At 63.0% G+C, this 11,871-nt stretch carries 13 protein-coding genes; 5 read left to right on the top strand and 8 right to left on the bottom strand.

Features of this window, described 5'->3' with window-relative positions; genetic code table 11:
- Positions 1 to 3: 3 nt before the first annotated feature.
- Positions 4 to 924, bottom strand: a complete 921-nt coding sequence (rocF, locus tag NKI01_RS11715) for an arginase (protein WP_352963236.1) — start codon at positions 922 to 924, stop codon at positions 4 to 6.
- A gap of 129 nt (positions 925 to 1,053) precedes the next feature.
- Here rocF and NKI01_RS11720 point away from each other — a divergent pair, with 129 nt between their 5' ends.
- On the top strand, positions 1,054 to 1,491 hold the full coding sequence (locus tag NKI01_RS11720) for an Lrp/AsnC family transcriptional regulator (protein WP_352481449.1): 438 nt from the start codon (positions 1,054 to 1,056) through the stop codon (positions 1,489 to 1,491).
- A 190-nt stretch (positions 1,492 to 1,681) separates the two neighbouring features.
- Positions 1,682 to 2,005 (top strand): hypothetical protein, encoded by a 324-nt coding sequence (locus NKI01_RS11725; protein WP_352481450.1) that lies wholly within the window; start codon positions 1,682 to 1,684, stop codon positions 2,003 to 2,005.
- Positions 2,006 to 2,047: 42 nt separating this feature from the next.
- On the opposite strand, the gene NKI01_RS11730 is transcribed toward NKI01_RS11725, so the two are convergent.
- The 7 genes from NKI01_RS11730 to cyoA form a co-directional block, all read right to left on the bottom strand.
- On the bottom strand, positions 2,048 to 2,263 hold the full coding sequence (locus NKI01_RS11730) for a hypothetical protein (RefSeq protein WP_352481451.1): 216 nt from the start codon (positions 2,261 to 2,263) through the stop codon (positions 2,048 to 2,050).
- 23 nt (positions 2,264 to 2,286) lie between these two features.
- Complete coding sequence (locus NKI01_RS11735) at positions 2,287 to 2,625, bottom strand: SpoIIAA family protein (RefSeq protein WP_352963239.1); 339 nt, start codon at positions 2,623 to 2,625, stop codon at positions 2,287 to 2,289.
- Positions 2,626 to 2,634: 9 nt separating this feature from the next.
- Positions 2,635 to 3,840: a DUF3182 family protein gene (locus NKI01_RS11740; RefSeq protein ID WP_352963241.1), complete on the bottom strand. Its 1,206-nt coding sequence runs from the start codon at positions 3,838 to 3,840 to the stop codon at positions 2,635 to 2,637.
- Between the two features lie 273 nt (positions 3,841 to 4,113).
- Entirely contained in the window at positions 4,114 to 4,542 is a 429-nt protein-coding gene (gene cyoD, locus NKI01_RS11745; RefSeq protein WP_023720496.1) for a cytochrome o ubiquinol oxidase subunit IV, read from the bottom strand.
- Positions 4,539 to 5,192: a cytochrome o ubiquinol oxidase subunit III gene (cyoC, locus tag NKI01_RS11750; protein ID WP_352640329.1), complete on the bottom strand. Its 654-nt coding sequence runs from the start codon at positions 5,190 to 5,192 to the stop codon at positions 4,539 to 4,541. The genes cyoD and cyoC overlap by 4 nt, the downstream gene beginning before the upstream one ends.
- Positions 5,189 to 7,195, bottom strand: coding sequence for a cytochrome o ubiquinol oxidase subunit I (gene cyoB, locus NKI01_RS11755; protein WP_352963243.1), 2,007 nt, complete (start codon positions 7,193 to 7,195; stop codon positions 5,189 to 5,191). The genes cyoC and cyoB overlap by 4 nt, the downstream gene beginning before the upstream one ends.
- Before the next feature lie 2 nt (positions 7,196 to 7,197).
- Positions 7,198 to 8,115, bottom strand: a complete 918-nt coding sequence (gene cyoA, locus NKI01_RS11760; protein ID WP_352963245.1) for a ubiquinol oxidase subunit II — start codon at positions 8,113 to 8,115, stop codon at positions 7,198 to 7,200.
- A 609-nt stretch (positions 8,116 to 8,724) separates the two neighbouring features.
- On the opposite strand from cyoA, the gene NKI01_RS11765 reads away from it, so the two are divergent.
- Genes NKI01_RS11765 through NKI01_RS11775 form a run of 3 tightly spaced genes read left to right on the top strand, consistent with a single transcriptional unit; the run spans position 8,725 to position 11,773 of the window.
- Positions 8,725 to 9,867, top strand: a complete 1,143-nt coding sequence (locus NKI01_RS11765) for an extracellular solute-binding protein (RefSeq protein WP_352481455.1) — start codon at positions 8,725 to 8,727, stop codon at positions 9,865 to 9,867.
- Entirely contained in the window at positions 9,867 to 10,718 is an 852-nt protein-coding gene (locus NKI01_RS11770; RefSeq protein ID WP_352963248.1) for an IclR family transcriptional regulator, read from the top strand. Before NKI01_RS11765 ends, NKI01_RS11770 begins: the two co-directional genes overlap by 1 nt.
- A gap of 23 nt (positions 10,719 to 10,741) precedes the next feature.
- Complete coding sequence (locus tag NKI01_RS11775; RefSeq protein WP_023720489.1) at positions 10,742 to 11,773, top strand: sugar ABC transporter substrate-binding protein; 1,032 nt, start codon at positions 10,742 to 10,744, stop codon at positions 11,771 to 11,773.
- The last annotated feature ends 98 nt before the right edge of the window (positions 11,774 to 11,871 follow it).

Raw genomic sequence — 11,871 nt, forward strand, 5'->3', positions numbered from 1 at the left:
GGCTCAGAACCCCCTCGTCGGGCGATCCATGATCCGCCGGCCCATCAGGCTTGCGGTCAGGTCGACCAAAAGCGTGGCGGTGCGGCCGCGCTCGTCGAGAAAGGGGTTGAGTTCGACCAGGTCGAGACTGGTGACGAGCCCGCTGTCATGCAGCATTTCCATCGCCAGATGCGCCTCGCGGAAGGTGGCGCCGCCGGGAACGGTGGTGCCCACCGCCGGCGCGATCGACGGGTCGAGAAAATCGACATCGAGGCTGACATGGAGCATGCCGTTGGCGGCGCTCACCCGTTCGAGAAAGGCGCGAAGCAGTTGCGCGATGCCGTGCTCGTCGATCGAACGCATGTCGTGGACCGTCACGCCGGCTCTGCGCAACGCATCCCGTTCCGCCAGGTCCACGCTGCGGATTCCCAGCGCGCATATGCGAGCCGAGTCCACCTGCGCCGCGAGGCGGGGGAAATAGCCCTCGAAGCCGGGCTGCCCGCTGGCATAGGCCAGCGGCACGCCATGCAGATTGCCGCTGGTCGTCGTGTCGAGCGTATGAAAATCGGGGTGGGCGTCGAGCCACAGCACGAAGAGCGGCCGGCCGGCATTCGCTGCCCGGCGGGCAATGCCGGCGAGCGTGCCGGCCGAAATGCTGTGGTCGCCGCCGAGAAAGATCGGCATTGCGTCGGCGCTCGCAGCATAGGCGGTTTCGCTGATCGCTGCCGTCCAGGCGGCGATTTCCGGCAGCGCCTTCACCACCGCGTTGCCGTGTACGACAGGGCGCATGTCGGCAGGGACAATCGTTCCGAGGTCGGTCAGCGTATGGCCAAGCTCGGTCAGCGCGCCGGCCAGACCGGCCGTGCGCAGCGCGCTCGGCCCCATCTCGCAGCCCATCCGGCCAGAGCCGGCCTGGATCGGTGCTCCCACGATCACGCAGTGCATTCTCGTACCCCACCAAATTACGATGCCTTTAGTGAACCCCGCATCGCTGGCAGAATGAACATATCAAATTGGCAAATTTGTCGAAGTGCCTTACCATAGTGGCAGCATCTACTTCCGTTGTGAGCAATCATGGACCAGCTCGACGAGCAGATCATCACCTCTTTGCGGCATGACGCCCGGCGCAGCATTTCCGACCTTGCCGTTAGCCTGGGTGTCTCCCGGGCAACGGTAAGGTCCCGGATCGAGCGACTTGAAAGAGGAGGCGTCATCGTCGGCTACACCGTCATTCTACGCGCCGACGCGGTCGATCAGCGGGTGCGTGGCATCATGATGATCGAAATCGAAGGCCATGCCGCAGATCGCGTCATCCGGGCGCTGGGCGGCTTCTCCGAGGTCTCGACGATCCACACCACCAATGGCCGTTGGGATCTGGTGATAGAACTCGGAACCCAGACGCTGAGCGAGTTCGATGCGGTGCTGAGACGTATCCGCCTGATCCCCGGAATTACCGGCAGCGAAACAAGCCTGCTCCTGGCAACGCCGCGCACCACCAAAGCGCGGCTGTGACCTTCGCCCGTGACCTGTAGCGGTAACGAAGCTACGGAACCTTCAATTGCTGCCGCGGTTAGAGCAATTCCAGGAAAAGCGTGGAACGATTTTCCGTTCGGAATTGCGTCAAAACAAAAAGATTGAGCGGTTCGGCGTTTCCGCGAAACCGTTCCAAGCCCACACAGGCCTTCTTCGAGGGAGAACAAGCATGGCTCACGCCCAGCAAGAACTCGTCGAATTCGTTATCAGCAAAGCCTTCAATCCGGTCATGCGGGCCAAACCCGACGGAAAATCCGATGCCGAGCGCAAGATGCTCGAACATGTTCAGCAGGCCACGAAGACCGAGATCGAGCGCTATCGCCGTTACGGCTCGGCTGAGGAGGTCGCGACCAATTTCAAGCGCGACCTGAATTCCGACGCTGCCAAAAAGTTGCACGCCCAGCTGCGACGCCTGCATCTGCCGACGATCGAGGACATTCGCGACGACTTCGAGGACAAGGCCCGCGCGTTAGGCGTCAAGGCCTCGCCGTAGATCCGCGACCGGTCGTCCTCGGTGACGTCCGTCCGGTTGTCATCACAATCCGTCCTTGGTCGGAGGCCACCCTGACCGAACCGTCTCGGGGATGTTGTCCGACGTCAGCTCGCCCCGATTGAGCTTTTCAATCGCTTCACCGGCTTCGCTCTCGTCGAGACCGGAAAGCGGCAACCCGCCGACCACGACGGCTTCGTCGCTCTCGCTGTCATAGACCTCCCAGAGGCCTTCCGGATCCTGTCGTTTGTCGTAGGGCATGGCCACTCCTCCAGGCAACGCCGCTATTGTACGGCCGCTACCCATTTCAGGGCCTGAGCCTTTTCGTCTTCCGGGAACACCCGCGCCTCGATTTGCGGAAACAGCGCGTCCGTCATTTCCGTGGCTGCCTTGATCCACTGCTTGTCGGAAATCACGGCGGCACGTTTGAAGCGGTGGAGCTCGCGGAGTTTGCTCAGCCCATACTGCAGGTCGCGCCGTAAGGCGCCAGCCGTCATGTCTTCGAAGTCGGTAAGGTCAGTCAGGACGCCGATGTCCTTGTGGTCGCTCAGTTTCGCTTCGATGGCCGGGATGAGCTGGCTGCCTGAAACAAACTCGGGCCATTCGCGGATGTTCCCTGCCAAAAGCGTGTTTCACTTCGACCTAAAATGACGATCGGCTGGCTTCCTGACCGGTCCTCGGATCGCCTGCGTGACGACGGTATAACGCGTGATTTGGCCCTCCACGGGGTCCTCTCCGTGGAAGTGGATTTCTGCATCCAGCGGCATCTGCGCGGTGTTGCCGAATTGCTTGACCGCGCACGCATGCACGAGCTGTACGTCGGGGTCACGCGTCATGGCCTCCATTGCCGCAAGCTCTGCCGTGCTGCTGCCGCCGATCCGCCAGCTGGCTTCCAGCACACCCGATCGCCAGATGCCCGAGGAATCGACACCTTGGCCGATGTCGTAGTTGCGCCTCGAGGCGAAGAATCCGGGATGGCCAAGCATCGCCGCGTCGTAGGTCCTCGCCTGCGCCACAGCCAAAGTCAGCGCCGGAGACAGCTGCAGCCTGTCGAGCGCTTCCCATCCGCCGCGCACGACGACCAGATCGGATCCGCCGTAAACGGGCTGTCCGGCATTGTCGGCGGTCATCCGCTGCACGCCGTAATAGCTGACCGATGTTCCGTCGATCGCGGTTCTGCCAATGCTCAGCGTGACAATGTCGCGAAGCTCCGTTTCGAGAACAAGCCCGTATTCGCTTAGGTCGGAGGATGGATATCGTTCCAGCAGCCTTTCGATATCGGCGACCGTCGCGGCGGTGTGCTGGTCGCGGCCCCGCGAAGCGCGCGGTGGCTTGAACCGGACCAGCCCGAGCTGCAGCAGACGTTCCGCTGCGCGCAGCGCGTCATCGCGTGAAAATGCGGTGTAGCCGGGCAGTACGGCCGCGCCGACGGCGCTGCCGAAGCCGGCTGGCCAATCTTTTGGCCGTGCCGCCGACCCGTCCACCAGCTCGTGGGTTATGGCCTTGGTGGTTGCGAGGCGCCAGGGCACCACACCGCCGAAGAGGTCGTCGGGCCCGTTGATGCCCAGTTGGACCGCATCGGCGGCAAGCAGGCTGTCGTCCGGCACGAAATACAGCCCGCCGTTGTCACCGCCCCAGTCACGCAGGCCCTGGCGGAAGGAAAATCCCTTCAACGCCGCAATCGTGCGCGCGACGGCAGCGACGGTCTCCCATTCGTGGGCATAGATGGTCTCGCCGCCCGGCGCGGAGAACGCGACCACAACACCTTTTGCTCCGCCCGATTGTGTGCCGCTTAGCCCGGTCATGTCGCGCCGCCCTTCGTCCATTGCCGGGCCCATTGCCGTTATTCCGCGGCGATGCGTCCGAACCGAAAAACCCGCTTCCTCGGCGAATGTTCCGGGCAACGGCGCGCTATCCGGTTTGACCGAGTTGCGGCGATCGGAACATCGGCGGCTCATGGTTTTTATGCGGGAGCCTCAGACAGGGTGATGGATGTGCTCAAGGAGGCCGCGCCCCGCGCCCTGGGAGCGGCCGAGGTCGTCGACACATTCGAACGGGCTTGAGACCGAGCTGGCTGTCGCATGAACTGCGGCCAACGGCCGGAACTGTCACTAGCGGTTCATGTTCATGATCGCATTCGTCGGCATCAAATTGTGGTCGAGGTTGGCCATGATCCAGATCGAGCCGCCGATCACCAGGACGACGATCAGCACGCCGAAGGCAAGCGCCAGGGCGTTGTTGGTGTTGTCCGGCCCCGTCGTGATATGCAGGAAGAAGACGAGATGCACGCCCATCTGCGCGATCGCCAGCACAATCAGCGCCACCGGGATGCCCGGTGCCCATATAAGGTTGGTTCCGAGCAACCAGAACGAGGCGATGGTCAACAGCGTTGCCAGCCCGAGGCCGATCACATAGCCGCGTAACCCGGATCCGACCTCGGCGTCGCCGAGGTATTCGTCACCCGGCGCCGTATCGATGTCGTAGCGCTCCAGGCCATCGGTGTCGCGCCTTTGCGCATGGCGGTCGTCAGCATTGCTCATCGACTTGCTCCCAGGAGATAGACCACCGTGAACAGGGCGACCCAGATGATGTCGAGGGCGTGCCAGAACAGGCTGAAGCACATGAAACGCCGAAGAATATCGTCGCGGAATCCCTTGGCGAAGATCTGCGCCATCATCGTGAGCAGCCACAGCAGCCCCGCCGTCACGTGCAGGCCATGGCATCCCACCAGCGTGAAGAACGCCGACAGGAAGGCGCTGCGCGTCGGTCCGGCATCGCGGGCAATCATATGCGCGAACTCGCGCAGCTCGAGCAGGATGAAGCTGGCGCCGAGCACGAAAGTGACAGCCATCGCAACATAGAACCAGGAGCTTCGCCGCGCGGTCACGGCGAGGCTGGCGAGACCGCAGGTAAAGCTCGACAACAGCAGGGCCGCCGTCTCGATCGCGACGTTGCGCAGGTCGAACAGCTCGGCTCCGCTTGGTCCGCCCGCCGTCTTGCCCGCCAGCACGGCGTAGGCCGCAAAGAAGGCCGAGAACATCACGATGTCGCTCAGAAGGAAGATCCAGAAGCCGTAGCCGACGACGATCCGGATCGGTGCCGGTCCGCCGTCGCCATGGCCGGGGGCATGGCCGTGCCCGCGATGGCCGAGGTGGTAGGGGTCACGCTCTCGAACGTCGATCGCGGTCATGGCCTTGGCCCCGTATACGTGGCCAGCGCCTCGCGGCGGGCACTTCGGTTGGCGCGGTCGATCCGGGCGACTTCGGCGGCAGGAATGACGTATTCGGGTATGTCGCGCCACGCGAATACGACGAAGGTGGCGAAAGCACCGAGCGCGCCGAGCGCCACCATCCACCAGATGTGCCAGATGAGGGCGAAACCCATCACGGTCGCAAAGAAGGCGCAGATGAACCCGGTGGGACTGTTGCGCGGCATCTCGATCGGCTCGTATTCAGGCTCGTCGCGCAGCCGGTTTTGCTCGCGTGCCCGCTGCTTGATGCTCCAGTAGGGCTCTTCGCCCTCGACATGCGGAAGCGCGGCGAAGTTGAAGACCGGCGGCGGCGAGGGTGTGGCCCATTCCAACGAACGCCCGTCCCAGGGATCCCCGGTGACATCGCGAAGCGCCGCGCGCTGTCGGATGCTGACGACGAGCTGAATGACCTGGGCGACCACGCCGGCGGTGGTGATTAACATGCCGGCGCCGGCAACCAGCACCCAGGGATACCAGGCCGGCACGTCGAAATGCTGCATGCGGCGGGTCATGCCGAGCAGGCCGACGGTGTAGAGCGGCACGAAGGTGGCGTAGAAGCCGATCAGCGTCAGCCAGAAGGCCAGCTTGCCCCAGCCCTCGTGCAGCCGGAATCCGAATGCCTTGGGAAACCAGTAGGTATATCCCGCGAAGGCGCCGAACAGCACACCGCCGATGATGACGTTATGGAAATGCGCCACCAGGAACAGGCTGTTGTGGAGCAGGAAATCGGCCGGCGGCACGGCCAGCAACACGCCCGTCATGCCGCCGATGACGAACGTCACCATGAAGCCCAGCGACCACAGCATTGGCGTCGCGAAGCGGATGCGGCCGCCATACATGGTGAACATCCAGTTGTAGATCTTCACGCCGGTACCGACAGCGATAATGCTGGTGGCGATGCCGAACGCGGCGTTGACGTCGGCGCCGGCTCCCATGGTGAAGAAGTGGTGCAGCCACACCATGAAGGAGACGATGCAGATGAAGAGCGTCGCGGCCACCATCGAGCGGTAGCCGAACAGCGGCTTGCTGGAGAACGTGGAGATAACCTCCGAGAAGATGCCGAACGCCGGCAGGACGAGGATGTAGACCTCGGGATGGCCCCAGGCCCAGATCAGGTTCACGAACATCAGCATGTTGCCGCCGGCTTCATTGGTGAAGAAATGAAAGCCGAAATAGCGGTCGAGCGTCAGCATCGCGAGCGTCGCGGTGAGGACCGGGAACGCGGCGACGATGAGCAAGCTGGCGGCGAGTGAGGTCCAGCAGAACATCGACATCCTGAGGTAACTCATGCCGGGCGCCCGCATCTTCAGGATCGTGGTGACGAAATTGATGCCGGTGAGCAGCGTTCCGACGCCCGCTATCTGCACTGCCCACAGATAATAATCGACGCCGACGCCCGGCGAGTAGGCGGTCTCGCTGAGCGGCGGATAGGGCAGCCATCCGGTGCGCGCGAATTCGCCGATCACCAGCGAGATGTTGACCAGCAGCGCACCGGTGGCGGTGAGCCAGAAACTCACCGAGTTGAGCGTTGGAAAGGCAACGTCGCGGACGCCGAGCTGCAGCGGCACGACCAGGTTCATCAGGCCGATGACGAACGGCATCGCCCCGAAAAAGATCATGATGGTGCCGTGGGCGGAAAAGACCTGGTTGAAGTGGTCGGGCGGCAGATAGCCGGGCGCCTGGAAGGCGAGGGCCTGCTGGGACCGCATCATGATGGCGTCGCTGAAGCCGCGCAGCAGCATCAGCAGCGCCAGCAGCGTGTACATCACGCCGATCCGCTTGTGATCGACGCTGGTGATCCATTCGCGCCACAGATAGGGGAAATGGCCGGCCAGGAAGACCCAGGCCAGCACGCCGAGGATTGCCAGGGCGACGACCGCCGAGGCGATCATCGGCAGAGGCTGATCGAACGGAATGACGTCCCAGCTCAATTTTCCGAGCATTGTCAGCCTCCTGTCTTGGGCGATACGCTCGGCTCGGGGCGACCGGCCTGGGGGCCGGGCGCGGGCGGAACGCCCTGCGTCGCGATTTCATGGAAAAGATCCGGCTCGACCGAGCGATAGGTCGAAGGCGGCACGTCCAGGCTCTGTCGGGCCAGTTCCTGGTAGCTGGCCTTGTCGAGTGCCTGTCCCTGGCTTCGCGCCGAATTGACGAACGCGTCGAAGTCGTCCACCGCGACAGCATGCAGCACGAATTGCATGCCTGGAAAGCCGTCGCCGCTGAAATGGGCCGACCGCCCATAGAATTCGCCCTGCTGGTCCGCCTGCAGGTGAAGCTGCGTCGTCATGCCGTTCATCGTGTAGATCATGCCGCCGAGCTGAGGCACGAAGAACGCGTTCATGACACTTGCCGAGGTAAGCGAGAAATGCACCGGCCTGCCCGCCGGCACCACGAGCTGGTTGATGCTCGCGACGTTCTGCTCGGGGTAGATGAACAGCCATTTCCAGTCGAGCGAGACGACCTGCACCTCAAGCGGCTGTTGCTGGGAATCCAGCGGCTTCATTGGATCGAGGTCATGCGACCCGATCCAGATGATGCCGCTCAGAAACAGGATGACGAGGATGGGGATCGACCAGACCACCAGTTCGATGCGTCCGGAATAGGCCCATTCCGGCAGATACCGCGCTCTTGTGTTGGTTTCCCGGAACCACCAGGCAAAGCCGAGCGTCGCCACGATCGTCGGGATGACGATGGCCAGCATGATGGCAACCGAATTGAGCAGGATCGTGCGCTGCGCCGCGCCGACTGGCCCGTGAGGGTCGAGCACGCCGCCCTGGCAGCCGGCAAGCAGCCCGGCAAGTAGCGTCGTCGCGCCGACGCGGCCAAGAACGGCACAGTTTCGAACGATCGCCCTCAGCAACATGAGATCTCGCCGTTTCCTGAAAACCGATTGGAACGTTGCAGGCAGCGTGGCTGCCAACCCCGAATGTGCGCGCCGGTGTGCTCCTGGCGACAGTTTCTTCACGCACGCGGCTCCGGCTGGCAGAACCACATGCCGTGGATGTCGTTAAGCGGTCAACCTGTCGAGAACCCCTCCAAATCCTAACAAACCAGCGGCAAATCCCACGCAACCAAAGCCAAATCTTAAGAAACCAGAAACAGTACCCAGATCGAAGTTATCGCCAGAAACGTGGCGAATGCCAAGGCGGCAAACCGGTTCATGGCCGCGCCCACAGTTGGGCCATTTCGTCCGCTCCCTACGACTCGGCGCTGAATCCAGTGACGCTGCCCAATGATGCTGCTCAAGATGGTTGCGCCAACCGAACGTATGTTCGTCGCGAAAGTTCCAAAAAGCCAGACCCGTCGCAGCCTTTGGTTGAAGGCCGGCGACAATGCGATGCGCACCAGCGGCGGTTGGGGCGGTTTCCCTGCCAAACGAAGTCGAGACTGGTTTTGCGTATGTAAAAATTACTTGTCTAGGTGAAAATAGTTGCTACTAATCGGCTGGGTGGTTCAGGGAGGAATTTCGGGCATGACAAGACTGCGCGGTCTCGCGTGGGATCACCGACGCTGCTGGGGTCCGCTCGACGCCAGCATCGGGCCGTATTGTGCCGCCAATCCCGGTCTTGAGATCGAATGGGACCGCCGCAGCCTCTACGAGTTCGGCGAGGGCGCGCTTGGTCCGGTGCTCGGCGCCTATGATCTTGTCGTGTTCGACCATCCGTTCATCGGCGATATTGCCGAAGGCGGGCTGATGGTGCCGTTCGATTTGTCGGCTGAGCAGCGCCGCGGCTTCGAATGGGATTCGGTCGGCGCATCCTGGCAATCCTACGCAAGGGACGGGCGCCAATGGGCGTTGCCGATCGATGCTGCCTGCCAGGTTGCCTCGTATCGCCCCGATCTCTTGGAGCGCTACGGGCCGCTGCCGCGCAGCCATGACGAGGTGCTGGAGCTCGGCCGGCGCGCCTTGAAGGACGGCAAATGGCTTGGGCTGCCGTTGGTGCCGACTGACGCCATGTGCCTGCTTTTGACGCTGGGCGAACCGCGGGAAGACGGCGACGAGTTCATTGCCAGGGAAAAAATCGAGCAGGCCGTTGGGCAATTGCGCCAGCTTGCGGCGCTGTCGCATCCGGACTCGCCGAAATGGAACCCGATCCGCTGCTACGATCATATGATCGCGCATGACGATGTGGTCTACGTGCCGTTCGCCTTCGGCTATGTGAACTATGCCTTCAAGGCAGACAGGCCGTATCTGCGCTTCGCCGATGTGCCGACGCCGCGATCCGCCGGCGCCTTGCTCGGCGGCGCCGGCGTCGGCGTCAGCGCCCAATCGAAACACAAGCAGGCAGCCATCGATTACGCGCTGTTTCTGTGCTCGCCCGGCTATCAGCGCGGCGACTATGTGAAATCCGGCGGACAGCCGGGATCGCTGGCGGCGTGGCAGGATGCCGAGGTCAACGCGCTCTCGGGCGGCTTCTTCGCCTCGACGCTGGCGACGATCGAAGCCTCCTATCTGCGCCCGACCCATACGGGCTTCATCAGCTTCTTCCGCCAATGCGCCCCTCATGCTGCCGCGGCCATCGCCGGCGAATTGCCGGCGGCCGAGCTCGCGGATCGGCTGAACCGGCTCTATCGCGAGACCAGGCATGGCCAGCCGCAACGGAGCGTCGCGTAATGGCCACCGATATTGCCCAGATCGTCGACGAGGGCGAAAGCGGCCGCAACGGCTACCGCGTGCCGGCGGTGGAGAAGGCGCTCGATATCCTGGAATTCATGGCTGCCAGCGGCGAGCCGCTGACCCAGACAGAGATCGCCACCGGAATGGGGCGCTCCATTCACGAGATCTACCGCATCCTGCTGCTGCTGGAGAAGCGCGGCTACATTTTCCGGACGCGCTCGGACCGCTTCCGCCTGTCGCTGAAGCTATTCGAGCTGGCGCATATGCATCCGCCGGTAAACCGCCTGGTTGAATGCGCGCTGCCGGTAATGCGCGGCCTCGCCGCCAATGCCGATCAGAGCTGCCATCTGGTCGTGCGCGAAGGCGAGAGCGCGCTGGTCGTGCTGCAGATCGATTCGCCTTTGCCGATGCGTTATTCGGTTGCCCTCGGCTCACATTTCCCGATCCTCGAAACGAGCTCCGGCGCGGTGCTGCTGGCGCATTCGAGCCGCGCCGAGCGCGACCGCATCGTCGAACGGATCGTCGCTGCGGGCGAAGGCCAAGGCAGCCGGGCGGAAATCGAAGCGCGGCTGAACGACGTCGCAAGGCTCGGCTATGAAATGCGCGCTTCGCTGGCTGTTGAGGGCTGCACCAACATCTCGATGCCGGTGCGCGACCATACCGGCGCGGTCATTGCCGCGCTCACAGTCCCGTTCCTGCCGCAAAAGGCCGCCCGCTTCGATCGCAAGACCGTCTTCGAACGGACGAAGGCGGCGGCCGAGACGATATCGGCGGCGCTGGGCGCGGGCGAAGCTGCCAACTCTCCACGTGCCGACCCGGAACGGCGGGACTATCCGTTCAGCAACTGACAAGAAATACAGGGAGAAGAAACATGAACTGGTCCAAATCAATGCTGTTTGTCTCGGCGGCCGCGCTGGCTCTGAGCGCCGCCGCGGCACACGCCGAAAACATGCCGAAGCGCATCGGCTACGTCACCAATTACGCCACGCATGAGTGGTATCAGAACGTCATCAAGGGCATGCAGGCCCGCGCCAAGGAACTCGGCATCGAACTCGAGGTGCAGGACGCCAATCTCGACATCGCCAAGGAGGTTTCCGCCGCCGAAGACTTCATGGCCAAAGGCGTCGACGTGCTGATTGTCACGCCCGTCAACGAGGAAGGCGTCGTGCCGCTACTGCGCCAGGCGAAATCCAACAACGTTCCGGTCGTGCTCGAAGGCAATCCGGTCAAGGGCATGACCACCATGGTCGCGATCTGCGACTACGACACCGGCTACACCGCCGGCGTTGAAGCCGGCAAATACGCCAAGGAAAAGCTCGAAGGCAAAGCCAAGGTGATGAATGTCGGCCTGCCGCTGCTGTCCGCCACGGTGCTGCGTTCGCAGGGTTTCATGGACGGCCTGAAGACCATCGTCCCCGACGCGGTCATGGTCCACGACCTCGACGGCGGCGGCAATCCGGACCGCGCGCTCGAAGTCTCTTCGGCGGCACTTGCCAAGAACGCCGACATCAACATCATCTACGGCATCAACGATTCCTCGTCGCTCGGCGGCCTTCAGGCCTGGAAAGCGGCCGGCAAGTCGCAGGATGGCCTGTTGACGGTCGGCACCGGCGGCGAAGGCCTTGCCTTCATCAATGCCATGCAGAACGAGCCGTCCTATCGCATCGAAGCCGCGATGTTCCCGGAAAAGGAAGGCTACACCGCCATCGATGCAGCGGTTAAGCTCTTCAACGGCGAAGAGGTGCCGGAACACATCGTCAGCCCGACCGCGCCGATGAACGGCGACGACTGGAAGAAGTTCTACGACTACGACGGCACCACACGAACGATCAAATGGGATGCCGTCAATGCGCTTCAGCCACCGGAAAAATGCATGAAAACTTCCGCCGACCTGAAGAAGTAAGGATTCCGGGTAGCCCTTCCCGCGCCGCGGGAAGGGCATCGGATCGGATGCAGGCGGCAAAACAGGTCAACCGCCCTGTTTTGGCCGGCAGTTTCCAA

This window comes from Mesorhizobium sp. M0815 (genome assembly GCF_040319995.1).
In the GTDB taxonomy this organism is placed as follows: domain Bacteria; phylum Pseudomonadota; class Alphaproteobacteria; order Rhizobiales; family Rhizobiaceae; genus Mesorhizobium.

Bases quoted from the DNA above. Each gene is read 5' to 3' on its own strand.
- NKI01_RS11765 (WP_352481455.1), top strand. From the start codon at position 8,725: ATGACAAGACTGCGCGGTCTCGCGTGGGATCACCGACGCTGCTGGGGT.
- cyoC (WP_352640329.1), bottom strand. From the start codon at position 5,192: ATGACCGCGATCGACGTTCGAGAGCGTGACCCCTACCACCTCGGCCAT.
- NKI01_RS11740 (WP_352963241.1), bottom strand. From the start codon at position 3,840: ATGGGCCCGGCAATGGACGAAGGGCGGCGCGACATGACCGGGCTAAGC.
- NKI01_RS11730 (WP_352481451.1), bottom strand. From the start codon at position 2,263: ATGCCCTACGACAAACGACAGGATCCGGAAGGCCTCTGGGAGGTCTAT.
- NKI01_RS11720 (WP_352481449.1), top strand. From the start codon at position 1,054: ATGGACCAGCTCGACGAGCAGATCATCACCTCTTTGCGGCATGACGCC.
- cyoD (WP_023720496.1), bottom strand. From the start codon at position 4,542: ATGAGCAATGCTGACGACCGCCATGCGCAAAGGCGCGACACCGATGGC.
- rocF (WP_352963236.1), bottom strand. From the start codon at position 924: ATGCACTGCGTGATCGTGGGAGCACCGATCCAGGCCGGCTCTGGCCGG.
- cyoA (WP_352963245.1), bottom strand. From the start codon at position 8,115: ATGTTGCTGAGGGCGATCGTTCGAAACTGTGCCGTTCTTGGCCGCGTC.
- NKI01_RS11770 (WP_352963248.1), top strand. From the start codon at position 9,867: ATGGCCACCGATATTGCCCAGATCGTCGACGAGGGCGAAAGCGGCCGC.
- NKI01_RS11775 (WP_023720489.1), top strand. From the start codon at position 10,742: ATGAACTGGTCCAAATCAATGCTGTTTGTCTCGGCGGCCGCGCTGGCT.
- NKI01_RS11725 (WP_352481450.1), top strand. From the start codon at position 1,682: ATGGCTCACGCCCAGCAAGAACTCGTCGAATTCGTTATCAGCAAAGCC.
- cyoB (WP_352963243.1), bottom strand. From the start codon at position 7,195: ATGCTCGGAAAATTGAGCTGGGACGTCATTCCGTTCGATCAGCCTCTG.